This is a genomic window from Noviherbaspirillum pedocola, assembly GCF_016632335.1.
Taxonomy (GTDB): domain Bacteria; phylum Pseudomonadota; class Gammaproteobacteria; order Burkholderiales; family Burkholderiaceae_D; genus Noviherbaspirillum_A; species Noviherbaspirillum_A pedocola.
On record NZ_JAEPBG010000002.1, the window covers coordinates 106381 to 128092 of the forward strand.

Annotated in this window: 22 protein-coding genes; 13 read left to right on the forward strand and 9 right to left on the reverse strand. The window is 61.6% G+C overall.

Annotation, left to right across the window (positions count from 1 at the left end):
- Positions 1–79: 79 nt before the first annotated feature.
- The 5 genes from folC to JJB74_RS05640 all read left to right on the forward strand — a co-directional run bounded on the left by folC (position 80) and on the right by JJB74_RS05640 (position 5777).
- On the forward strand, positions 80–1381 hold the full coding sequence (gene folC / locus JJB74_RS05620; protein ID WP_200590861.1) for a bifunctional tetrahydrofolate synthase/dihydrofolate synthase: 1302 nt from the start codon (positions 80–82) through the stop codon (positions 1379–1381).
- Between the two features lie 18 nt (positions 1382–1399).
- On the forward strand, positions 1400–2377 hold the full coding sequence (locus JJB74_RS05625; protein WP_200590862.1) for an SPOR domain-containing protein: 978 nt from the start codon (positions 1400–1402) through the stop codon (positions 2375–2377).
- A gap of 19 nt (positions 2378–2396) precedes the next feature.
- Positions 2397–2885, forward strand: a complete 489-nt coding sequence (locus JJB74_RS05630) for a CvpA family protein (RefSeq protein ID WP_200590863.1) — start codon at positions 2397–2399, stop codon at positions 2883–2885.
- A 25-nt stretch (positions 2886–2910) separates the two neighbouring features.
- The gene (purF, locus tag JJB74_RS05635) at positions 2911–4431 is read left to right on the forward strand and encodes an amidophosphoribosyltransferase (protein WP_200590864.1); all 1521 of its coding nucleotides are present in this window, start codon (positions 2911–2913) and stop codon (positions 4429–4431) included.
- 107 nt (positions 4432–4538) lie between these two features.
- Positions 4539–5777 carry a cystathionine gamma-synthase family protein gene (locus JJB74_RS05640; RefSeq protein ID WP_200590865.1) on the forward strand — a complete coding sequence of 413 codons (1239 nt, stop codon included), beginning with the start codon at positions 4539–4541 and terminating at the stop codon, positions 5775–5777.
- Positions 5778–5835: 58 nt separating this feature from the next.
- Here JJB74_RS05640 and JJB74_RS05645 read toward each other — a convergent pair whose 3' ends face one another.
- The 7 genes from JJB74_RS05645 to JJB74_RS05675 all read right to left on the reverse strand — a co-directional run bounded on the left by JJB74_RS05645 (position 5836) and on the right by JJB74_RS05675 (position 10407).
- On the reverse strand, positions 5836–6432 hold the full coding sequence (locus JJB74_RS05645) for an LOG family protein (RefSeq protein ID WP_200591360.1): 597 nt from the start codon (positions 6430–6432) through the stop codon (positions 5836–5838).
- A 5-nt stretch (positions 6433–6437) separates the two neighbouring features.
- Positions 6438–7118 (reverse strand): TetR/AcrR family transcriptional regulator, encoded by a 681-nt coding sequence (locus JJB74_RS05650; RefSeq protein WP_200590866.1) that lies wholly within the window; start codon positions 7116–7118, stop codon positions 6438–6440.
- Positions 7119–7255: 137 nt separating this feature from the next.
- A complete protein-coding gene (locus tag JJB74_RS05655; protein ID WP_200590867.1) occupies positions 7256–8212 on the reverse strand; it encodes an esterase/lipase family protein in 957 nt (318 codons plus the stop codon).
- 23 nt (positions 8213–8235) lie between these two features.
- Positions 8236–8754 carry an RDD family protein gene (locus JJB74_RS05660; RefSeq protein WP_200590868.1) on the reverse strand — a complete coding sequence of 173 codons (519 nt, stop codon included), beginning with the start codon at positions 8752–8754 and terminating at the stop codon, positions 8236–8238.
- Between the two features lie 3 nt (positions 8755–8757).
- A complete protein-coding gene (locus JJB74_RS05665) occupies positions 8758–9432 on the reverse strand; it encodes a DUF3106 domain-containing protein (RefSeq protein ID WP_200590869.1) in 675 nt (224 codons plus the stop codon).
- 1 nt (position 9433) lies between these two features.
- Positions 9434–9841, reverse strand: a complete 408-nt coding sequence (locus JJB74_RS05670) for a DUF3619 family protein (RefSeq protein ID WP_200590870.1) — start codon at positions 9839–9841, stop codon at positions 9434–9436.
- Positions 9838–10407, reverse strand: a complete 570-nt coding sequence (locus JJB74_RS05675; protein WP_200591361.1) for an RNA polymerase sigma factor — start codon at positions 10405–10407, stop codon at positions 9838–9840. The genes JJB74_RS05670 and JJB74_RS05675 overlap by 4 nt, the downstream gene beginning before the upstream one ends.
- Before the next feature lie 511 nt (positions 10408–10918).
- Here JJB74_RS05675 and JJB74_RS05680 point away from each other — a divergent pair.
- From JJB74_RS05680 to JJB74_RS05705, 6 genes are all read left to right on the forward strand, one after another.
- Positions 10919–12643 carry an acetolactate synthase 3 catalytic subunit gene (locus JJB74_RS05680; protein ID WP_200590871.1) on the forward strand — a complete coding sequence of 575 codons (1725 nt, stop codon included), beginning with the start codon at positions 10919–10921 and terminating at the stop codon, positions 12641–12643.
- Entirely contained in the window at positions 12643–13134 is a 492-nt protein-coding gene (ilvN, locus tag JJB74_RS05685) for an acetolactate synthase small subunit (protein WP_119738913.1), read from the forward strand. Before JJB74_RS05680 ends, ilvN begins: the two co-directional genes overlap by 1 nt.
- 32 nt (positions 13135–13166) lie before the next feature.
- Entirely contained in the window at positions 13167–14183 is a 1017-nt protein-coding gene (gene ilvC / locus JJB74_RS05690) for a ketol-acid reductoisomerase (RefSeq protein ID WP_200590872.1), read from the forward strand.
- Between the two features lie 206 nt (positions 14184–14389).
- Positions 14390–15121, forward strand: a complete 732-nt coding sequence (locus tag JJB74_RS05695; protein ID WP_200590873.1) for an SIMPL domain-containing protein — start codon at positions 14390–14392, stop codon at positions 15119–15121.
- 155 nt (positions 15122–15276) lie between these two features.
- A complete protein-coding gene (pssA, locus tag JJB74_RS05700) occupies positions 15277–16161 on the forward strand; it encodes a CDP-diacylglycerol--serine O-phosphatidyltransferase (protein WP_200590874.1) in 885 nt (294 codons plus the stop codon).
- Positions 16162–16202: 41 nt separating this feature from the next.
- On the forward strand, positions 16203–17750 hold the full coding sequence (locus JJB74_RS05705; protein WP_200590875.1) for a 2-isopropylmalate synthase: 1548 nt from the start codon (positions 16203–16205) through the stop codon (positions 17748–17750).
- An 81-nt stretch (positions 17751–17831) separates the two neighbouring features.
- Here the strand turns inward: JJB74_RS05705 and JJB74_RS05710 are convergent, their stop codons facing one another.
- Together JJB74_RS05710 and JJB74_RS05715 are read right to left on the reverse strand one after the other, a co-directional pair.
- Positions 17832–18257 (reverse strand): Hsp20/alpha crystallin family protein, encoded by a 426-nt coding sequence (locus JJB74_RS05710; RefSeq protein ID WP_200590876.1) that lies wholly within the window; start codon positions 18255–18257, stop codon positions 17832–17834.
- A gap of 133 nt (positions 18258–18390) precedes the next feature.
- Positions 18391–18906 carry a hypothetical protein gene (locus JJB74_RS05715; protein ID WP_200590877.1) on the reverse strand — a complete coding sequence of 172 codons (516 nt, stop codon included), beginning with the start codon at positions 18904–18906 and terminating at the stop codon, positions 18391–18393.
- A 175-nt stretch (positions 18907–19081) separates the two neighbouring features.
- Here JJB74_RS05715 and rpsO point away from each other — a divergent pair, with 175 nt between their 5' ends.
- Together rpsO and pnp are read left to right on the forward strand one after the other, a co-directional pair.
- Positions 19082–19351: a 30S ribosomal protein S15 gene (gene rpsO / locus JJB74_RS05720; protein ID WP_200590878.1), complete on the forward strand. Its 270-nt coding sequence runs from the start codon at positions 19082–19084 to the stop codon at positions 19349–19351.
- A 186-nt stretch (positions 19352–19537) separates the two neighbouring features.
- The gene (gene pnp, locus JJB74_RS05725; RefSeq protein ID WP_200590879.1) at positions 19538–21661 is read left to right on the forward strand and encodes a polyribonucleotide nucleotidyltransferase; all 2124 of its coding nucleotides are present in this window, start codon (positions 19538–19540) and stop codon (positions 21659–21661) included.
- Positions 21662–21712 lie beyond the last annotated feature (51 nt).

Sequence of the window (21712 nt, forward strand, 5' to 3'; positions counted from 1 at the left end):
TTCCACCGGCAACGGCCCGGATCTGTTTTCAGGTCCGGGCCTTTTCCTTTCCGGATCCATCTCCAGATACCCCTGCGTCATGCAAGCACATCCGACCACATTGAACGAATGGCTGTCCCGCCTGGAAGCCATGCACCCGAAAGCCATCGACATGGGCCTGGAGCGCGTGGCGCGCGTGCGCGATGCGCTCGGCCTGCGCTTTGACTGCCCGGTCATCACCGTCGGCGGCACCAACGGCAAGGGCTCGACCTGCGCGATGCTGGAATCGATCCTGTTGCAGGGCGGCTATCGTGTCGGCCTGTACACCTCGCCGCACCTGATCCACTTCAATGAGCGTGCGCGCATCGATGGCGAAATCGTCGGCGATGCGCAATTGGTCGCGCAGTTCGAAGCGGTCGAGGCCGCGCGCGGCGAGGTGTCGCTGACGTATTTCGAATTCACTACGCTGGCGATCATGAGATTGTTCATGGAAGCGGGGCTGGATGCGGTAATCCTGGAGGTCGGCCTGGGCGGACGTTTGGATGCGGTCAATGTCATCGATGCCGACGTGGCGGTGGTGACCAGCGTCGATATCGACCACACCGAATTCCTGGGCTCGACCCGCGAGGAGATCGGCTTCGAAAAGGCAGGCATCTTCCGTCCGGGCCGGCCGGCGATCGTCGGCGATCCTCTGCCACCGCGCTCGCTGGTCGAACACGCTGAAAAGATCGGCGCCGACCTCTGGCTGATGAGCCGTGACTTCAATTATTCCGGCGACAAGCAGCAATGGAACTATGGCGGTCGCAACATGCGCCGTAATGCGCTCGGCTATCCGGGTTTGCGCGGCGCGAACCAGCTGCTCAACGCCTGCGCCGCACTGGCCGCGCTGGAAGCGCTGCGAGACCGCCTGCCGCTCGGCGCGCAGGAAGTGCGCAGCGGTCTGGCCCTGGTCGAGCTGCCGGGTCGTTTCCAGGTCTTGCCTGGAAGGCCAGCGGTGATCCTGGATGTTGCACACAATCCACATGCCGCTGCAACGCTGTCACAGAACCTCGGCAACATGGGTTTCTTTCCGTACACCTATGCGATATTCGGCGCGATGGCCGATAAAGATATTGCTGGCATCATCGCGCAGCTCAAGGATCACGTGGATCACTGGTGCCTGACCGATCTGCCGCTGCCGCGTGCAGCGAAAGCCGCCGATATTGCCGAGATGCTCGAAGATGCCGGTGTCACGCCGCGCAACGAGCCGGATGCCGAGCGCAGCATACGCTGCTTCGCGAACCCGGCCGAGGCCTATGCAAATGCGCGAAGCCGTGCCGGTGAGAATGATAGAATTGCGGTCTTTGGATCTTTCCTGACCGTTGCTGGCGTGATGGAAGCGCGCAAATCCGAATACCACTGACCACATCAGCAGACACGCATGGGCTTGCTCTCTTCCTTTCGAAAAAACAAGCGGGAAACCGCTCCGACTGGCGCCTTTCAGACCCGCGCCGAGGATGAGTCGGATTCGGTGCGCAAGAGTCGCGCAAGACGTACTCCCGCAAAGGAGCGCAACAAGGCCAACGATCCGGTCCTCCCCGAAAAAAAGCGCGCGCGGCGGCGTCTGGTCGGTGCGGTTGCCTTAGTGCTGGCTGCGGTGATCGGTTTGCCGATGATCCTCGATTCGGAACCGAAACCGGTTGCCGACGACATCGCCATCGATATTCCTTCCAAGAACAAACACGAAAAGGCTGGCCAGGTGCCGACTGCGCCAGCTCCGGCGCCGTCCGCGTCCGCGCCGCCAGCAGCGGCATCAGTGCCACCGCCCGCCACGGCAGCCTTGGACAAGGACGAGGAAGTCATCGATCCAGCCACATTGCCCGCACAGGGAACACCCGCGCCGTCCACGGCTTCGAAGTCGGAAATGCCGCGGCTGGTGAAGCCCGAGCCGAAAGCGGAAGCCAGGCAGGAAACGAAAGCGTCCAAAGCCGAGTCGAAGACCGACAAGCGTTCCGACGCCGAGCGCAAAACGGAAACGGCGCATGCGAAGGCGGAGGCGAAATCCGCGCATGCCGAGAAGATTGATGAGCTGGCGCGCGCAAACGCCATCCTGGAAGGCAAGCCGGAACCCAAAGCCGAAGCCAGGGAAACGAAGGAAACCAGGCGCGAGACCGACAAGAAGGGTGGTGCGAACCATTACGTGTTGCAGGTTGCCGCGTTGGCGACGCAGGACAAGGTCGATGAATTGCGCGACAAGCTGCGTTCCGCCGGCATTTCCTCATACACGCAAAAGGTTTCCACCGGCGACGGCAGCCGGACCCGGGTGCGGGTCGGTCCGTTCAGCAGCAAGGAAGAAGCTGATCGGGTACGCGCGAAGCTGAGCAAGCTGGGTTTGAACGGCACGCTGGTGCCGACCTGAGAACGGACAAGCGCGCGCAGTGACGCTGTTTGATTACCTCGTGCTGTTCGTGCTGATCGCCTCCATCGTGATCAGCACCCTGCGCGGCCTGGTGCGAGAAATTCTGTCCCTGGCGAGCTGGATTGCCGCCTTCGTCATCGCCAACGCCTGGGGCGGTGAACTGGCGCGGTTGCTGCCCGAAGCGGTGCCCGGCGACCTGGTCCGACTGATCGTGGCCTTCGTGATCCTGTTCATCGGTGTACGCATCCTGATGGGCTTGCTCATGGTGATGGTCGAAGCCCTGATCAAGGCCAGCGGGCTGACCGTGGTGGACCGCGGACTCGGTAGCCTGTTCGGCTTGGCGCGCGGCCTGCTGATCGTCATGACAGCGGTGTTGCTGTGTGGAATGACCGCGATCCCGCAGCAACGATTCTGGAAAGAGGCTATGCTGAGCCCCCTGGCAGAAACCGCAGCGCAAACCCTGATTCCCTATTTGCCGGGCGAATTTTCCCGGCGCGTGCAGTTCTGATCATTCCAAGTGTAGGAGTACCACCATGTGTGGCATTGTAGGCGTCGTCTCCCATAGTCCCGTCAACCAGCTCATCTACGATGCGCTGCTCCTGTTGCAGCACCGCGGCCAGGATGCCGCCGGCATCGCAACCAGCCAGGGCAGCACCTTCTCGATGCACAAGGCCAACGGCCTGGTGCGCGACGTATTCCGTACCCGCAACATGCGCTCGCTGCCGGGCACCATGGGCATCGGCCAATGCCGTTATCCGACCGCCGGCTCCTCGAGCGAGGAAGAAGCGCAGCCGTTCTACGTGAATGCGCCGTTCGGCATCGTGCTGGCGCACAACGGCAACCTGACGAACTGGGAACAGCTGAAGATCGAGATGTTCCGCAACGACCGCCGGCACATCAATACCACCTCGGATTCCGAAGTCCTGCTCAATGTGCTGGCGCACGAAATCCAGCAAGCCACCACCGGCTATTCGCTGGATCCGTCGACGGTGTTCCAGGCGGTCGCCTCGGTGCATCGCCGGGTGCGCGGTTCCTACGCGGTCGTAGCCCAGATCGCCGGCTACGGCATGTTGGCCTTCCGCGATCCGCATGGCATCCGTCCGCTGTGCATCGGCATCAATGAAACTCCTGACGGCAAGGAATACCTGCTCGCCAGCGAATCGGTGGCGCTGGAAGGCCTGGGCTTCCGTTTCCTGCGCGATGTCGCACCGGGCGAAGCCATCTTCATCGACCTCGACCGCAATCTGTACAGCCAGCAATGCGCGGAGACGCCGGAACTCGCGCCCTGCGCCTTTGAATTCGTGTACCTGGCGCGCCCGGACTCGGTCATCGACGGCGCCTCGGTCTACCATGCGCGTCTGAAGATGGGCGAGTATCTGGCGGAAAAGATTCGCCGCGAAATCCCGGCTGGCGACATCGACGTCGTCATGCCGATCCCGGATTCCTCGCGTCCGTCGGCGATCGAGCTGGCGCTGAAGCTCAACCTCGACTATCGCGAAGGCTTCATCAAGAACCGCTACATCGGCCGCACCTTCCTGATGCCGGGACAGGCGATTCGCAGAAAGTCGGTGCGCCAGAAGCTCAATGCGATCGGATCCGAATTCAAGGGCAAGAGCGTGCTGCTGGTCGACGACTCGATCGTGCGCGGCACCACCAGCCTGGAAATCGTGCAGATGGCGCGCGACTCGGGCGCCAAGCGCGTAATCTTCGCCTCGGCCGCGCCGCCGGTGAAATATCCGAACGTCTACGGCATCGACATGCCGACGCGCGGCGAACTGATCGCCCACGGCCGTACCGTCGAAGAGGTATGCCGTGAAATCACCGCGGATCGTTTGGTCTACCAGGATCTCGACGCGCTGAAACGCTCGATCTCCGACGCCAACCCGGCGCTGAAGGACTTCGAAGCGTCGTGCTTCGACGGCAAGTACATCACCGGCGATATCTCGCGCGACTACCTCGACCATATCGAAAACGTGCGCGGCAATCCGGCGCCGATGAACGAAGACATGGTGCGCTCGCCGCTGGCATTGAAAAAGCTGGCCTCGGTCGAATAACCCGGCGCGGCGCCATGTCATCAGACTGACTGGCGCCGTTTTTCCGTCCGGACCGCGCTCGGGCGCGAGTCGCCGCGCCAGTCCGGCTTCCTCTTTCCTCCGCTCCCATGGACGACAAACAATACGGTTTCACCACCACCATCCTGCACAGCGACCGGCAGAAGAATATCGAGCACGGCTCGCTGCACAAGCCCATTCATACCTCGGTCGCCTTCGGCTACAAGGATGCGCACCAGCTCGCCGCAGTATTCCAGGGTCGCGAGCCCGGTTATCGCTACGGCCGCCAGGGCAATCCGACGGTATCGGCGCTGGAAGACAAGATCAACCGCATGGAAGGCGGCTTGTCCACGATCTGCTTCGCCACCGGCATGGCCGCGATCGGCGCGATCGCGCAAGCGCTGTTGCGGCGGGGCGATCACGTGGTGTCTTCGGCCTTCCTGTTCGGCAATACCAACAGCCTGTGGCAGACAGTGGCGGCGCAGGGCGTCGATGTGAGCATGGTGGATGCGACCGATGTCGCCAATGTGGAAGCGGCACTGACGCCGGCCACGCGCGTGGTCTTCGTCGAAACCATCGCCAATCCGCGCACGCAGATCGCCGACCTCGAGCGTATTGGCAAGCTATGCGCCGAGCGCGGCATCCTGTACGTGGTCGACAACACGATGACTTCGCCCTACCTGTTCCAGCCGAAGGCGGTGGGCGCGGGCCTGGTGGTGAATGCGCTGACCAAGTCAATCGCCGGCCACGGCAATGCGCTGGGTGGCAGCCTGACCGATACCGGCCTGTACGACTGGAGCCGTTATCCGCATATCGTCGACAACTACAAGAAATACTCGACGCCGCAATGGGGCATGGCGCAGGTGCGGGCGAAGGCGCTGCGTGACTTCGGCGCGTCGCTCGGTCCCGAGGCCGCGCACCACATCGCGGTCGGTTCGGAAACCATGGCCTTGCGCATCGAGCGCGAATGCGCGAATGCGCTGGCACTGGCGCGCATGCTGTCGGCCGACGAACGTGTCTCGGCAGTGCATTACCCCGGCCTGGAGAATCATCCGCAGCATGACTTGGCGACGAAACTGTTCCGCGCCTACGGCGGCTTGTTCAGCTTCGAGCTGCGCGAGGACGTGGATTGCTTCGATTACCTGAACCGGTTGCGCCTGGCGATCCCGGCCAGCAATCTCGGTGACACCCGCACGCTGGTGATTCCGGTCGCGCATACGATCTTCTACGAGATGGGAGCGCAGCGACGCGCAAGCATGGGCATTGCAGAGTCGCTGATTCGAGTGTCGGTGGGGATTGAGGATACGGCGGATTTGCTCGAAGACTTCCGGCAGGCACTCGGCGGTTGAGATCGGGAAAGGCGGCAATGCATCGTCAACGAAGCCGATGCGTTGCCGCCCAGTGTGTTCAAGGCACGATTTTCTTCGCTTCTCCACGCTCCAGCCATTTCACGGCGTGCGTGGGTTCATAGCTGTCGAACTGGTCCAGCAGATCAGCAGCATGCGGCGCATGCATCAGCAGCGCTGCATGCTCGCCGCGCACGAAAGCCTGCTGCACCATGTGATCGCGGAATGTGATCAGACCATCGTAAAAGCCGTCGATGTTCAACAGGCCGATCGGCTTGGCATGCAGGCCGAGCTGACACCAGGTCGTCACCTCAAACAATTCCTCCAGCGTGCCAAAGCCGCCGGGCATGGCAATGAAGCCGTCCGACAGCTCGGCCATCAGCGCCTTGCGCTCATGCATGTCCTTCACCACGTGCAGCTCGGTCAAGCCATGGTGGCCGACTTCGCGCTGCATCAGCGCTTGCGGTATGACGCCGGTGGCGCGGCCGCCGAGGCGCATTACTTCATCAGCGATCACGCCCATCAGGCCGACATTGCCGCCGCCATAGACCAGCGCGACATCGCGCCGGACCATCTCGGCGGCGAGTTCGCGCGCGCCGGCAGCATAAGTTTCGGAAGCTCCCATCGAGGAGCCGCAATAAACGCAAAGGGATCGAATGGATTTCATGTTGCAGGGATGGTTTGGAAACGGGTCGTATATTCTTCCGCAAGCCGCTTGAACAACGCATGGGTATCGCCGCGCAGGTAGGGACCGATCAATGACAGCACCTGGTAACAGCCGCGGGTCAGCGCATCGGCCATGGCTTGCTGTTCAGTGTAGTGACGCGGATTGAGCACGTATTCATACGAGAGCCAGTAGGTGGCGACGACGACGATATTGGCCGCAAGCGCATCGATTTCCCTGTCCGTCGCCTCAAGCTGGCCATCGCCACGCAAGCCCTGGCACAGTTGCCGCGCAACCTTCACCTTGTGGTCATAGATTTGCTTGAACTGCAGTTCGAGACGGCGGTTGCGCGACAGCAGGTCCGAGAGATCGCGATAGAAGAAGCGATAGCGCCAGTGCAGCTCGAAGATCAGATGCAGATACAGCCAGACATCCTCGATATTGGGACGACGGTCTTCCGGTACCGACAGCATGCGCAAGATCTCGCTTTCAAACTGCGCAAAGATGGAATCGACGATGTCTTCCTTGTTGCGGAAGTGATAGTACAAATTGCCCGGCGAGATGCCCATCTGCTCGGCAATGATCGTGGTGGTGATGCTCGGTTCGCCGAACTCGTTGAACAGGCGCAGTGCCAGTTCAAGTATGCGTTCACGAGTGCGGCGCGGGGCTTTGGCTTGCATGGATGCGGTGTCGGTGGTGGCGTGAAAGCCGCTGGTGGCTGGGTTCCACGATGCCCGGGTGCGGAACAGGGCGCTAGCATACCATCCATTCGAACGGGCAACGGCGATGCAACCGCGGTGCAGCACCAGGCAGTGCATCAAGCCATAGTCGGATTGAGTTTGCCCGCGGCTGCACGTATCTCTTCGATTACCCGTGATTGCACCGATGGATGCAATGCCAGCGCCACATGGCCAATACCGTGCAGCTCCACGTTGGTGGCGCCGGGCAAATGCGAGGATAGCTGCGGCGAGACGATATTGTCGTGATGCGAGTACAGCGATATGAAAAGCTTGCGCAGCGAGACATCTTCATCGCTGTCGAGTTCGCGCAGCCAGGCGCTGCACTGGCCGTCGGCCGCCGACCCGGTCCAGCGCATCTGTGCCGAATTCGGGCCGAGTCCGAAATTGGCAAGCCCGGTGCCGCGATGCGGCGTGCCCAGCGTGATCACCTTCAGGATCCGGCCGGCGCCGTGCCGGCGCAGATAGGCCCGCGCCACCAGCCCGCCCATGCTGTGCGCAACGATGATCAGCCTGTCACGGCCGCTGCTGCCGCAAATCGCTTCGATTGCCAGGTGCACCTGCGGCACGAATTCATCGATGCCGGCGAATACTGGCTCCAGGTCCAGTGCGTGATGGGAAATGCCGGCGCGGCGCAGCGCGCGGCTCATCGAATGCCAGTAGCCGCTGTTGCAGCCGTAGCCGTGGATCAGCAGTACCGGCGGTAGATCCGGGTCGCCCTCGGTCCAGTGTTCGAAACCGCAGAAAGCCATGGTCCAGGACGAGCTCGCCATGCTGGCCCAGAACTCCTCGAAGAACAGTCGCAGCGCTGCTGTCCATTGGAGTCGATGCGCATGCGGCGTGGCACTGCGGTACAGCCAGGCGATACCGAAGTTGTTCGCCGCGATGGCCAGGCGCACGGCCACGATGGTGAATAACGCGAAGGCTGTGGCAGCCAGCGGTGAGGCAAAGCCGAGCCAGTGGCGTGCGGCAAGGTAGAGCAGCATCGCAATGGCCAGTTGCAGCAACAGGAGCAGGCGTGTGGCGCGGCTTACCATGCGTTGCGTTCCGATGCGTTAATTCAGACGGCTACGCCTTTTCCGCGCTTGCCGAGCAGCAGCGGTGTACGCACCAGGCGGGTCCGGGCGAGGCGGTCATGCAGGAATTGTCTCTGCGGATCAAGCCATACCAGCGCGGCCCATGCCGCCATATTCACTGCGGGAAAAAGCAACAGCATCCAGCCGCTTGCGCCGCTGAGTCGGGCCAGCACCAGGCCGGGCACGAACCAGAGCCAGGCAAGCGCATATCGCAGCAGCGCATGGACGAAGCCGAGGTTGCCGCCGTCTGCGCGTTCCACACGCACGCGCCAGGTTCGCATCGCCAGGGTCTGGCCGCCATGGCTCCAGAACCAGGCGAAATACAGAGCGAGCACCAGCAGCAGCCAGACCTGCAGCGCGTCGCGCAGATATAGGGCATTACGCTGTTCGAGCAAGGTAGAAAACAACCAGCCAGCAACGAAGAGCACGCCGAACAGCAGCATGGCTTCATAGACCATGCAGGCAAAACGCACACGCAGCGAAGGAGTAACGGTGGCGTTCAACGCTTAATTCGCCGCCGAGGGCGCTGGTTGTGGCTGCGCGGTCGGCGGCATCGACGATTGCTGCGCCGGCTGCGTGGGAGCAGGAACAGGTGCGCGCACGGCTGGAGGTGAACTTGGTGCAGGTACCGGCTGCAATTCCTTTTTCAGCACCGATTTCGGCGGAGGCACCAGTTTGGCTCGGTCCTGAAAAGCGGGGGGAGGTAGCGAAGCGACGCCTTTCCTGGCCCTTGTCTGTTCCGCAAAGTGCTTCTTTTCCTCTTCGGACAATTGCTGGTATTGCTGCCATTCGGCGCTTTTCTGATCCGGTTGCAGCTTGCGAGCCCGGGCATAGTTTTCGCGGGCGATTCGGCGCTGTTCCGGCGTGAGCGTCGCCCAGGCGCCCATCCTTTCCTGCATCCGCGCCTGCTGTTCAGGCGAAAGCTCCGCATAGCGGTGAGCCATGGTCAACCATTTGCGCTTGCGCGCGCCCGGCATGCCATTCCATTCCGGCTCGAGCGGCTTCAATACTTCCTTCTGTACCAGCGACAGGTCCTTCCATGCCGGTCCGGTCGTTGCTGCGGCAGCCGGGCGCGGCGTCGGCGTCCCCTGGGGGCCGATGCTGTTGGCCGAGGCGCCAAGCGCAGCTGTCAACAGCAGGGTGCAGCAGGCGAGGCTGACGCAGCGGCGGGACACGGGCATGTTATTCAGCCTGGTTGGAAAGGTAGGCATTGAATCCGTGATCGAGATAGGCATCCAGCGGCAGTTCGTCCACCAGCACCATCGAATCAATCTCGGCAAGCTCCTTGATATGTTCCTGCTTCTCGACCTGATAGATGCCGATCACGCCTGCAATGGCGAAGGCAATCGGCAGTGCTACGCCCATGCGCGCCAGCCAGGACAGACGGCCTGAGGAAAAGTAGCCGCCGGCCGCACCGGCGAAGACCGGGCGCGACGCATGAATACGGCGCGGAGAATCGGGTTTCTTGCGGGAGAGCGCGGCCTGGCGGGCAGCTGCAAGGCGATCAACTGTGGCGGTGGGCAAGCGATCGAGGTTTTCATTGAGTGCGTGACGCACCCGGTAGGCAAAGTTGATTTCGTTGGCATTCATAACCGTATTCCCCTGGATTTGAGAGCCTGGGCCAGCGCATGTGTGGCGCGTGAACAATGAGTTTTCACGCTGCCCTCGGAACATCCCATGGTCGCGGCAGTTTCCGCGACGTCCAAATCCTGCCAGTAACGCAGAAGAAAGGCTTCCCGTTGACGCCCCGGTAGCTTTTGAATTTCTTCATCGATCGCTGTCAATACCTGTCCACGCGCGACCTTGTCCTCGCTCGACTCAGCGGCCTCGCTGCCGGCTTCGGCCTCGTAGCTTTCGAGCAGGTCGAATTCTTCACTTTCCTCGGCATTGCCGCGCAAACCGGAAAACAGGGTCACCCAGGTGCCACGCACCTTCTCGCGGCGGAAGTAATCATGAATGGTGTTCTGCAGAATCCGCTGGAACAGCATCGGCAGTTCACCGGCCGGCTTGTCGCCATACTTTTCGGCGAGCTTGATCATGGCATCCTGGACGATGTCGAGCGCCGCCTCGTCCTTGCGGACAGCGTATGCAGCTTGCTTGAATGCGCGCCGTTCGACGCTTTCCAGGAAATCGGAGAGTTCTTTGTCGGATGCCATTGGTACGGCGTGTTGTCGGGTTCCGGAGCGCGGGAGAAAGTGGCTCCGCGGGGTCATGCGATTTCGCAATGTCGCGCATCCTAGCAAAAAAGACTTTCCCTGTGGGATTCGACAGCGCGGCCAAGCAGAGCGTATCGACAGCCGATTCGGACTGCTTTGTCAATATTTATCTTGACCAAGCTTGCGTAGCGCAGTACCGTTACGATCCTTCGCAAATCGAAGAAATCCCGTCTTTCGGCGCGCGACCCATGATGACGCCACCGACTTAGACCCGCTTCATACGTAAGCTGTTTGCTCTAACCCGCGCCACAAGCGCGAGAAATCCGTATCAGGAATGCAGCACCCCGGGCTGAACGAGTCGCGCTCAGCGCCAGTTTGAAACGCATACAACTCTGCGCAACGAACCGGCGTCACCGCACAAGAAAGGGATGCCCCCGCACTGCCTTCCCTTCGGATTCGCCAGGAGAGAGCATCCGATCAATCTCCTATGGACCTTGAAAGGACTTGTAGCATGACTCAGGAACTTACCGGCGCAGACATCGTTGTCCGCTGCCTGGCAGAAGAAGGCGTCGAACATGTGTTCGGCTATCCCGGCGGCGCAGTGCTCTATATCTACGACGCCATATTCAAGCAGGACAAATTCCAGCACATCCTGGTCCGCCATGAACAGGCGGCCATCCATGCGGCCGATGCCTATTCGCGCAGCTCGGAAAAGGTGGGCGTAGCGATCGTCACTTCCGGCCCCGGCGTCACCAACGCGGTGACCGGCCTCGCGACCGCATACATGGATTCCATTCCGATGGTGATCATTTCCGGCCAGGTGCCGTCCACGGCCATCGGCCAGGACGCCTTCCAGGAATGCGATACCGTCGGCATCACCCGCCCCTGCGTCAAGCACAACTTCCTGGTGAAGGATGTGAAGGACCTGGCGGAGACGATGAAGAAAGCCTTCTTTATCGCCACTACCGGCCGTCCCGGTCCGGTGCTGGTCGACATCCCGAAGGACATCACCACCCACACCTGCGCCTACGAATATCCGCAGACGCTGGAAATGCGTTCGTACAAGCCGGTGGACAAGGGCCATGCCGGCCAGATCCGCAAGGCAGTGCAGCTGCTGCTGTCGGCTGAGCGCCCGATGATCTACACCGGCGGCGGCGTGATCCTCGCGAATGCCTCGCCCGAGCTGAACAAGCTTGTCGATCGCCTCGGCTATCCGTGCACCAATACCCTGATGGGCCTGGGCGCCTACCCAGCTTCCAGCGAGCGTTTTGTCGGCATGCCTGGCATGCACGGCACCTATGAAGCCAACATGGCAATGCAGCACTGCGATGTGCTCATCGCCATCGGCGCGCGCTTCGACGACCGCGTGATCGGCAATCCGAAGCATTTCGCTTCGCATCCGCGCAAGATCATCCATATCGACATCGACCCGTCTTCGATCTCCAAGCGGGTGAAGGTTGATATCCCCATCGTCGGCAATGTGCGCGACGTGCTGCAGGAACTGAATGCGCAGCTGGATGCGGCTGAAGCCCAGGGCACGAAGCCGAATGCGGCAGCACTGTCGCAATGGTGGGGGCAGATCAGCGAATGGCGCGGCCGCGAATGCCTGAAGTATCCGACCTCGCGCGAAGTGATCAAGCCGCAATCGGTGGTCGAGACGCTGTGGAAAGTGACCGACGGCGACGCCTTCATCACCTCCGACGTCGGCCAGCACCAGATGTGGGCGGCGCAGTATTACGGCTTCGACAAGCCGCGCCGCTGGATCAATTCCGGCGGCCTGGGCACCATGGGCGTGGGCCTGCCGTACGCCATGGGCGTGCAGATGGCCAATCCGGATGCAACGGTCGCCTGCATCACCGGCGAAGCCTCGATCCAGATGTGCATCCAGGAGCTCGCCACCTGCAAGCAGTACCACCTGACGCCGAAGATCATCCTGCTGAACAACCGCTTCCTCGGCATGGTGCGCCAGTGGCAGCAGATCGATTACGGCTCGCGCTATTCCGAGTCCTATATGGATTCGCTGCCGGACTTCACCAAGCTGGCGGAATCCTTCGGCCACGTCGGCATGAAGATCGAGAATCCGAACGATGTCGAAGGCGCCATGCGCGAAGCCTTTGCGATGAAGGATCGCCTGGTGTTCATGAACTTCCTGACCGATCAGACCGAAAACGTCTGGCCGATGGTGAAGGCAGGCAAGGGCCTGACGGAAATGCTGCTCGGTTCGGAGGATCTGTAATGCGCCATATCATTTCTGTGCTGCTGGAAAATGAAGCCGGCGCATTGTCCCGCGTGGTGGGCCTGTTCTCGGCGCGCGGCTACAACATCGAGACGCTCACCGTCGCCCCGACCGAGGATGCAACGCTGTCGCGCATGACCATCGTCACCTCGGGTTCCGATGACGTAATCGAGCAGATCACCAAGCACCTGAACCGCCTGATCGAGGTGGTCAAGGTGGTCGACCTGACCGAAGGCGCCCATATCGAGCGCGAACTGATGCTCATCAAGGTGCGTGCCGTCGGCAAGGAGCGCGAAGAGATGAAGCGCACCGCGGACATCTTCCGCGGCCGCATCATCGATGTGACCGAGAAGACCTACACCATCGAGCTGACCGGCAACAAGAGCAAGCTCGACGCCTTCATCGAATCCATCGATCGCACCGCGATCCTTGAAACCGTGCGCACCGGCGGCTCCGGCATCGGCCGCGGCGAACGCATTCTCAAAGTTTGAACAAAGCCACACCATAACCCCTTAGGAAGATCATGAAAGTTTTCTACGATAAAGACTGCGACCTGTCCCTCATCAAGGGCAAGAACGTCGCCATCATCGGCTACGGCTCGCAAGGCCATGCACACGCCCAGAATCTGAACGATTCCGGCGTCAACGTCACCGTCGGTCTGCGCAAGGGCGGCGCTTCCTGGAACAAGGTCGAGGCTGCGGGCCTCAAGGTGGCTGAAGTCAATGAAGCGGTGAAGGCTGCCGACATCATCATGATCCTGCTGCCGGATGAGAACATCGCCCAGGTCTACAACGAGAATGTCGCCCCTAACGCCAAGGAAGGCGCTGTGCTGGCCTTTGCCCACGGCTTCAACGTGCACTACGGCCAGGTCGTGCCGCGCGCCGACCTCGACGTGATCATGGTCGCACCGAAAGCACCGGGCCACACCGTGCGCTCGACCTACAGCCAGGGTGGCGGCGTGCCGCACCTGGTGGCCGTGTACCAGGACAAGTCCGGCAATGCCCGCGACATCGCGCTGTCGTATGCCATGGCCAACGGCGGCGGCCGCGCCGGCATCATCGAGACCAACTTCCGCGAAGAGACCGAGACCGACCTGTTCGGCGAGCAAGCCGTGCTGTGCGGCGGCACCGTGGAACTGATCAAGGCCGGTTTCGAGACGCTGGTGGAAGCCGGCTACGCGCCCGAGATGGCTTACTTCGAATGCCTGCACGAGCTGAAGCTGATCGTCGACCTGATCTATGAAGGCGGCATCGCCAACATGAACTACTCGATCTCCAACAACGCGGAATACGGCGAATACGTGACCGGCCCGCGCGTGGTGACCGAAGACACCAAGAACGCAATGCGCCAGTGCCTGAAGGACATCCAGACCGGCGAATACGCGAAGAGCTTCATCCTGGAAAACAAGGCCGGCGCCCCGACCCTGATTTCCCGTCGCCGCCTGAACGCCGAGCACCAGATCGAAACGGTCGGTTCGAAGCTGCGGGCGATGATGCCCTGGATCGCCAAGAACAAGCTGGTCGATCAGTCGAAGAACTAAGCTGCATTTTCATCCACAAAAAGCTGTGCACTGCACAGCTTTTTTTTCGTTCATCGAATCGCTGTGGATCGTAGGGTGGGCGCAGCCCACGCGTCGATTGCGCGGGCGTGAGCCGCGTGGGCTGCGCCCACCCTACCGGAATGGCAGGATGCCGCCTCTGAATGCCTCCACCTCAATAACACCGCCTCTTCTGCTGAAAGCCAAACATGCGCAAACTTCTTCTCGCCATATTCGTTGCATTGCTACCGCTTGCCACGCTCGCGCAGCAATCCGCCCAGACCTCCGGCACGCTGATCGTCCTGCCGGCATCCGGCGAGGTACGCCACGCGAATGACCGGGCAACACTGCTATTCGTGGTGGAAGAGCAGGATCGCGACAAGTCGGCAGCGGCATCGCGCGTGAACCAGAAGATGAAGCAGGGCATCGATATCCTGAAGAGCCGGGATCCGTCCGCGCAACTGAAGACGCAGGGCTATTCCAGCTATCCGGTCTATCCTCAGCAGGAGGCGCGCACCAACGGGACGATGCGCCAGCCGGTCGGCTGGCGGGTGCGCCAGGCGCTCGAACTCACCACCGGCGATCTCGCCGGCCTGCCGGCTACAGTAGCTGCGGCCCAGGGCGTGCTGGCTCTGGCGCAGCTGCGCTTCGGCCTTGCCGATGCGACCGCAAGAAAGATGGACGAGGACCGCATCGCTGCAACTTACCGCAACCTCGGTGAACGCATGGTGGCGGTGGCCAGAGCAATGGGCCGCAATCCCGCGGACGCGGTCCTGGAAAGCGTGGATTTTGAAGCCTCGGGCGACATCGTTCCGGCAGCCGTCATGGCGAAATCGATGGCAATGTCCGCCGCACCCGCACCCGCAGTCGAAGAGCCCAGCTTCGAGCCCGGCGAAACCACGCTGCAAATGCGCGCCGTTGGCAAGATCCGTTTCCGATAAGCAGGAAGCGCGCGTGTTTGCATCCGTCGCGAAACAGGGCCACCGCTTATAATCACGGCTTTCCATTCGCGCAGCACCCGGCGCGGATCCACCGGCTCGGCTTGCAAAGAGGGGCGACGGCCGGCAAGAAGACGCAATCGATCTCAACGATTCCTATGCAAACATTCAACCGGCGCAAGCCCAAGGGCAACGTCACGCAATTTCCGCGCATGGGCCGCGCATTCCGGCAGGGCTTGCGCCGCGCGCCGCAGGCTGAAGGCACTCCTCCGGAGGTGCAGCCGCCGCGCCGGCGCGGCATTTATCTGCTGCCGAATGCCTTCACCACTGCTGCGCTGTTCTTCGGTTTCTATGCGATCGTGATGGCGATGAACCAGCGCTTCGATCTGGCCGCGATCGGCATCTTCGCCGCGATGGTGCTGGATGCGGTCGATGGCAGGGTCGCACGGCTGACCAATACCCAGAGTGAATTTGGCGCGCAATACGACAGCCTGTCCGACATGGTTTCCTTCGGCGCCGCACCGGCGCTCGTGATTTATGAATGGTCGCTGCGCGGCCTTGGCAAGCTCGGCTGGCTGGCGGCTTTCATTTATTGCGCCAGCGGCGCGCTGCGCCTGGCACGCTTCAATACGAATATCGCGGTGGTGGACAAGCGCTATTTCCAGGGCTTGCCGAGCCCGGCTGCGGCTGCCCTGGTCGCCGGCTTTGTCTGGCTCATGGATGACATGGGATTCGCCGGCGCCGAATTGACCTGGTTCGGCTGGGCCATCACGCTGTTCGCCGGCCTGACCATGGTCACGAATGTGCCGTTCTACAGTTTCAAGGATGTGAACTTCAAGAAGTCGGTGCCGTTCATCGCGGTGTTCGTGATCGTGCTGATTTTTGTCGCGATCTCGAGCGATCCGCCGAAGATGCTCTTCGGCCTGTTCGTGCTGTATGGCTTGTCCGGCTATGCCGTGTTCTTCTGGCGTCTGGCCAAAGGCAAGCCGGTCAGCATCGTGCAGACTGAACCGGAGCCGGAACATCATGACGAACACGAGTGAACGTCCGTTTCGAATCATCCCCATTTGCTAGGAGTGCCGCCATGGCCGCCAGTTCTGAAAAGCTGATCATCTTCGACACCACCCTGCGCGATGGCGAGCAATCGCCCGGCGCGTCAATGACCAAGGATGAAAAGGTCCGCATCGCGCGCCAGCTCGAGCGACTGAAGGTCGATGTGATCGAAGCCGGTTTTGCCGCCTCTTCGCAAGGCGACTTTGAAGCGATCCGGGCGATCGCGTCCCTCATCAAGGATTCCACGGTGTGCTCGCTGTCACGCGCGAACGATCGCGACATCTCGCGCGCGGCCGAAGCGCTGGCCGGCGCGCAGCGCAAGCGCATTCATACCTTCATCGCGACGTCCGCGCTGCACATGGAAAAGAAGCTGCGCATGTCGCCCGAGCAGGTGCTGGAGCAGGCGAAACTGGCGGTGCGCTTCGCGCGGCAGTTCACCGATGACGTGGAGTTCAGCCCGGAAGATGGCAGCCGTTCCGACATGGACTTCCTGTGCCGCGTGCTCGAAGCCGTGATCGCCGAAGGCGCGACCACGATCAATTTCGCCGACACCGTCGGCTATGGCGTGCCCGAGCTGTACGGCAACATGCTCAAGACGCTGCGCGAGCGCATTCCGAATTCCGATAAGGCAGTCTGGTCGGTGCATTGCCACAACGACCTCGGCATGGCGGTGGCGAATTCGCTGGCCGGCGTGATGATCGGTGGCGCACGTCAGGTTGAGTGCACGATCAATGGTCTTGGCGAACGTGCCGGCAATACCGCGCTGGAAGAGATTGTCATGGCGGTGAAGACCCGACGCGATTATTTTGGTCTCGACGTTGGCATCGACACTGCGCAGATCGTGCCGACCTCGAAGCTGGTATCGCAGATCACCGGTTTCGCGGTGCAGCCGAACAAGTCGGTCGTCGGCGCCAATGCCTTTGCGCATGCGTCAGGCATCCACCAGGACGGCATCCTGAAGGCACGCGATACCTACGAAATCATGCGCGCCGAAGACGTGGGCTGGACCGCGAACAAGATCGTGCTCGGCAAGCTGTCCGGCCGCAATGCGTTCAAGCAGCGTTTGGAAGAGCTGGGCGTGGAGCTGGAATCGGAAGCCGAGGTCAATGCCGCTTTCGCCCGCTTCAAGGAACTCGCCGATCGGAAGTCGGAAATCTTCGACGAAGACATCATGGCGCTGGTTGGCGACGAGCAGCAGGCGCATGAGGATGAGCATTACCGCTTCGTGTCGCTGTCGCAGCATTCCGAGACCGGCGAGCGTCCTACGGCGAATATCGTGTTCTCGGTGGGCGGCAAGGAAGTGCGCTGCCAGGGGCAGGGCAATGGCCCCGTGGATGCGATCGTCAACGCGATCGAATCGCAGGCACAGAGTGGTTGCGAACTGCTGCTGTTCTCGGTGAATGCCATTACCACCGGCACGCAGTCGCAGGGCGAGGTGACGATGCGGCTGTCGAAGTCGGGGCGCATCGTCAATGGCGTCGGCGCGGATCTCGACATCGTGGTGGCGAGCGCGAAGGCGTATCTTTCGGCACTGAACAAGCTCCATTCCAAGGCAGAGAAGCTCAATCCTCAGCTCTGAACGCAGGGATGGGCAAGAAAAAAGGCCGTGCATTGCACGGCCTTTTTCATGACTGCGACGACGGCTTGCCGGATCGGGAACTCACTGGATCGCGATCTGCTTCGGCTGGTCTTCCGCCTTCTTCGGCAACGTCAGCGTAAGCACGCCGTTTTCCAGTTTTGCGACGGCCGCTTCGCTGTTGACTTCCTGCGGCAGCACGATGCTACGCGCGAACTTCTGGACTACGCGCTCGGTCAGCAATGCCTTGCTGCCTTCAGGCTTTTCGGTTTCCCGCTTGGTTTCCGCCTCGATTGATACGCGCTTGCCATCGACCGAAATCTTCACGTCCTCCTTGGCAACGCCGGGCAAGTCGGCTTCCACCTGGTAGGCGGCGTCGGTCTCGCTCACATTGATGCGCGGCGCGACCGGGGCATTGTCGACGAGGTTATTGACGAGGCGCTCAAAGCCTCGGTCGAAGGTGCGGGTGGAAAGCAGCGGGAAGGCACGGCTATGCAGAATCAAACTCATGTTCTTTCTCCTATCTGGCATGGAGCACACCGCTCCGATGCTCGATAGATAGGGCGGTGCAGGTTGCTTTCAAGAGTCCGAAAATGGCGAATCATGAAAAATTTCGCCATTCATGGAAGACCGCTTGTCGAGCTCAGAGTCCGCTTCCCGGCATACCGAGACCCGGTGTGCGGCGCCGGTCGGGACCATTCTGCAGCGAGCGCACGATGCCGCCGTCGTCGAAGTAGACGTGCATCACCGAGTCCCAGGTATTGGCTTCGCGATACGGATAGGACCAGACTTCGCGCTGCATCCGCGGGAAGTAGCTGGTATCGCTCGGCGCGCCTATGGTGCGTAGCACATCGTCCTTGGTGAACTTGTCCGGGACGATCTTTGCGAAATGCGCGGTGTCGAGCACTTGTTCATAAGACACCAGCCGCCCATCGCTGCCGATGCGCGCCATGAATGTGGCCTGGCCCCAGGGGCCGGTCATGTATTCCAGCAGATGATTGTTGCCTTCGCCATAACGGTGCGTCGGCTCGCCGAGCCGCTCGATGACCTGTGTTTCCGATTCGCCCGGTTGCGGCGGCGCGGAGTAGACGCGCATCGCGGCGCAGCCGGAAAGCAGCAGGGCGACGCCGGCGAACATCCATCCCGGGAATCCTTTCATATCGGTGTTTCTCCTTGTTTCATTGCGGGTGCGAAAAGTGTTTGAACCCGATGTTTGTGTCGCCGCGCGCGATCCGCTATACTCGCCGGTCTGGCCGATTCCGGCCAGTTTTCATCAACCCCCATCACGGTGCACCGGGGTGCAGACTCCAGGCATCGCATGTGAAAGGCAAATCATGAGCGTAGAAAAAAGCAGCAAGGCAGCCATCATCGCGGACAACGCGCGTGGCCAGAATGATACCGGTTCCCCGGAAGTGCAGGTGGCATTGCTGACCGCCCGCATCAACGACCTCAACAACCACTTCAAGGCCCACACCAAGGATCACCATTCCCGCCGCGGCCTGATCATGATGGTCAACCGCCGCAAGAGCCTGCTGTCTTACCTGAAGAGCAAGGACGCCAACCGTTATCGCGCACTGATCGAAAAGCTCGGTCTGCGCAAGTAAAAGACGGCGCGTTGCCAGCACTGGAATCCCATGTCGAAATGCCTGCGTCAGCCTCCTGATGCGGGCATTTTGCGTTTGTCGTTCCGGTTGGCATGCAGTAAGTCGATGCGCAGAGTGAAGCGTCGGCTGTGGTGAGGTGAACGACAGCCCCTGAAAATCTGTCGGCAAAAAGAGAAAGGAATCACCGTGTTCAATAAAGTAACCAAGACCTTCCAGTACGGACAGCATCAAGTCACGCTGGAAACCGGCGAGATCGCGCGCCAGGCTTCCGGCGCCGTCATGGTGTCGGTTGAAGACACCGTCGTGCTGGCGACCGTGGTCGCCAGGAAGGATCCGAAGCCGGGCCAGGACTTCTTCCCGCTGACCGTCGACTACATCGAGAAGAGCTATGCCGCGGGTCGCATTCCCGGCGGTTTCTTCAAGCGCGAAGGCCGTCCTTCCGAGAAGGAAACCCTGACTTCCCGCCTGATCGATCGTCCGCTGCGCCCGCTGTTCCCGGAAGGCTATCTGAACGAGGTGCAGATCATCATCCACGTGCTGTCGGTGAACCCGGAAATCGATCCGGACATCCCGGCCATGATCGGTGCTTCCGCCGCGCTGTGCGTGGCCGGAATCCCGTTCAACGGCCCGATCGGCGCGGCGCGCGTGGGCTATACCAACGGCGAATACGTGCTGAACCCGACCGTGTCGCAACTGGCGAAATCGGAGATGGACCTGGTGGTCGCCGGTACCGAGACCGCGGTGCTGATGGTGGAATCCGAAGCGCGCGAGCTGTCCGAAGAAGTGATGCTGGGCGCGGTGGTCTATGGCCACGACCAGATGAAGGCCGTCATCGACGCCATCCATGAACTGGTGCGCGACGGCGGCAAGCCGGAAGTGCAATGGGCGCCGCCGGCCAAGAACGACGCGCTGATCGCGCGCGTGACCGAGCTGGCCGAGCCGAAGCTGCGCGAGGCTTACCAGATCCGCGACAAGCAGGCCCGCACCGACAAGCTGCGCGCCGCTTCCGGCGAAGTCAGCGAAGCGCTGGCCGCCCAAGCTGCCGCTGAGGGCGTTTCCGCTCCGGACAGCGTCGAAGTCGGCAATATCCTGTTCGAACTGGAATCGAAGATCGTTCGCTCGCAGATCCTGAACGGCGAGCCCCGCATCGACGGCCGCGACACCCGTACCGTGCGCCCGATCTCGATCCGCACCAGCGTGCTGCCGCGCACTCACGGCTCGGCGCTGTTCACCCGCGGCGAAACCCAGGCGCTGGTGATTGCCACGCTGGGCACCGCGCGCGACGAGCAGAAGATCGACGCGCTGATGGGCGAATACAGCGACCGCTTCATGCTGCACTACAACATGCCGCCGTTCGCCACCGGCGAGACCGGCCGCGTCGGCACGCCGAAGCGCCGCGAAATCGGCCACGGCCGCCTGGCCAAGCGCGCGCTGCTGGCCGCGCTGCCGGCGCCGGAAGAGTTCAGCTATTCCGTGCGCGTGGTGTCCGAGATCACCGAATCCAACGGCTCCTCGTCGATGGCATCGGTGTGCGGCGGCTGCCTGGCGCTGATGGATGCCGGCGTGCCGATGAAATCGCACGTGGCTGGCATTGCGATGGGCCTGATCAAGGAAGGCAGCAAGTTCGCCGTCCTGACCGACATCCTCGGCGATGAAGATCATCTCGGCGACATGGACTTCAAGGTCGCGGGCACTGCCAACGGCGTGACCGCGCTGCAGATGGACATCAAGATCCAGGGCATCACCAAGGAAATCATGCAGGTGGCGCTGGCCCAGGCCAAGGAAGGCCGCATCCACATCCTGGCGAAAATGCAGGAAGCGGTGCCCGCCGGCAATGTCGAGCTGTCCGACTTCGCGCCGCGCCTGATCACCATCAAGATCAACCCGGAAAAGATCCGCGACGTGATCGGCAAGGGCGGCGCGGTCATTCGCGCGCTGACCGAGGAAACTGGCACGCAGATCGACATCACCGACGAAGGCATCGTGACCATCGCGTCCGTCGATGCCGCCGCCGGCCAGGAAGCCAAGCGCCGCATCGAGGAACTGACCGCTTCGGTCGAAGTGGGCAAGACCTACGAAGGCACCGTGCTGAAGCTGCTGGATTTTGGCGCAATCGTGCAGGTGATCCCGGGCAAGGATGGTTTGCTGCATATCAGCCAGATCGCCAACGAGCGCGTGAACGCGGTTTCCGACTACCTCAAGGAAGGCCAGCAGGTGCGCGTGAAGGTCATCGAGACCGACGATCGCGGCCGCCTGAAGCTGTCGATGAAGGCAGTCGCCGCCGAAGCGGCGGAAACGCCGGCGGAATAAGTTCTCCGGCATTGCGCTGTAAGCAACCGCCCGTGTCGCGAGACTCGGGCG

Coding starts and splice junctions, on each gene's coding strand:
- JJB74_RS05650 (WP_200590866.1), bottom strand. CDS start 7,118: ATGCAAGCCAAAGCCCCGCGCCGCACTCGTGAACGCATACTTGAACTG.
- JJB74_RS05710 (WP_200590876.1), bottom strand. CDS start 18,257: ATGAGTTTGATTCTGCATAGCCGTGCCTTCCCGCTGCTTTCCACCCGC.
- JJB74_RS05695 (WP_200590873.1), top strand. CDS start 14,390: ATGCGCAAACTTCTTCTCGCCATATTCGTTGCATTGCTACCGCTTGCC.
- JJB74_RS05665 (WP_200590869.1), bottom strand. CDS start 9,432: ATGCCCGTGTCCCGCCGCTGCGTCAGCCTCGCCTGCTGCACCCTGCTG.
- ilvN (WP_119738913.1), top strand. CDS start 12,643: ATGCGCCATATCATTTCTGTGCTGCTGGAAAATGAAGCCGGCGCATTG.
- JJB74_RS05670 (WP_200590870.1), bottom strand. CDS start 9,841: ATGAATGCCAACGAAATCAACTTTGCCTACCGGGTGCGTCACGCACTC.
- JJB74_RS05705 (WP_200590875.1), top strand. CDS start 16,203: ATGGCCGCCAGTTCTGAAAAGCTGATCATCTTCGACACCACCCTGCGC.
- JJB74_RS05655 (WP_200590867.1), bottom strand. CDS start 8,212: ATGGTAAGCCGCGCCACACGCCTGCTCCTGTTGCTGCAACTGGCCATT.
- ilvC (WP_200590872.1), top strand. CDS start 13,167: ATGAAAGTTTTCTACGATAAAGACTGCGACCTGTCCCTCATCAAGGGC.
- purF (WP_200590864.1), top strand. CDS start 2,911: ATGTGTGGCATTGTAGGCGTCGTCTCCCATAGTCCCGTCAACCAGCTC.
- JJB74_RS05625 (WP_200590862.1), top strand. CDS start 1,400: ATGGGCTTGCTCTCTTCCTTTCGAAAAAACAAGCGGGAAACCGCTCCG.
- JJB74_RS05675 (WP_200591361.1), bottom strand. CDS start 10,407: ATGGCATCCGACAAAGAACTCTCCGATTTCCTGGAAAGCGTCGAACGG.
- JJB74_RS05680 (WP_200590871.1), top strand. CDS start 10,919: ATGACTCAGGAACTTACCGGCGCAGACATCGTTGTCCGCTGCCTGGCA.
- JJB74_RS05715 (WP_200590877.1), bottom strand. CDS start 18,906: ATGAAAGGATTCCCGGGATGGATGTTCGCCGGCGTCGCCCTGCTGCTT.
- pssA (WP_200590874.1), top strand. CDS start 15,277: ATGCAAACATTCAACCGGCGCAAGCCCAAGGGCAACGTCACGCAATTT.
- rpsO (WP_200590878.1), top strand. CDS start 19,082: ATGAGCGTAGAAAAAAGCAGCAAGGCAGCCATCATCGCGGACAACGCG.
- JJB74_RS05640 (WP_200590865.1), top strand. CDS start 4,539: ATGGACGACAAACAATACGGTTTCACCACCACCATCCTGCACAGCGAC.
- folC (WP_200590861.1), top strand. CDS start 80: ATGCAAGCACATCCGACCACATTGAACGAATGGCTGTCCCGCCTGGAA.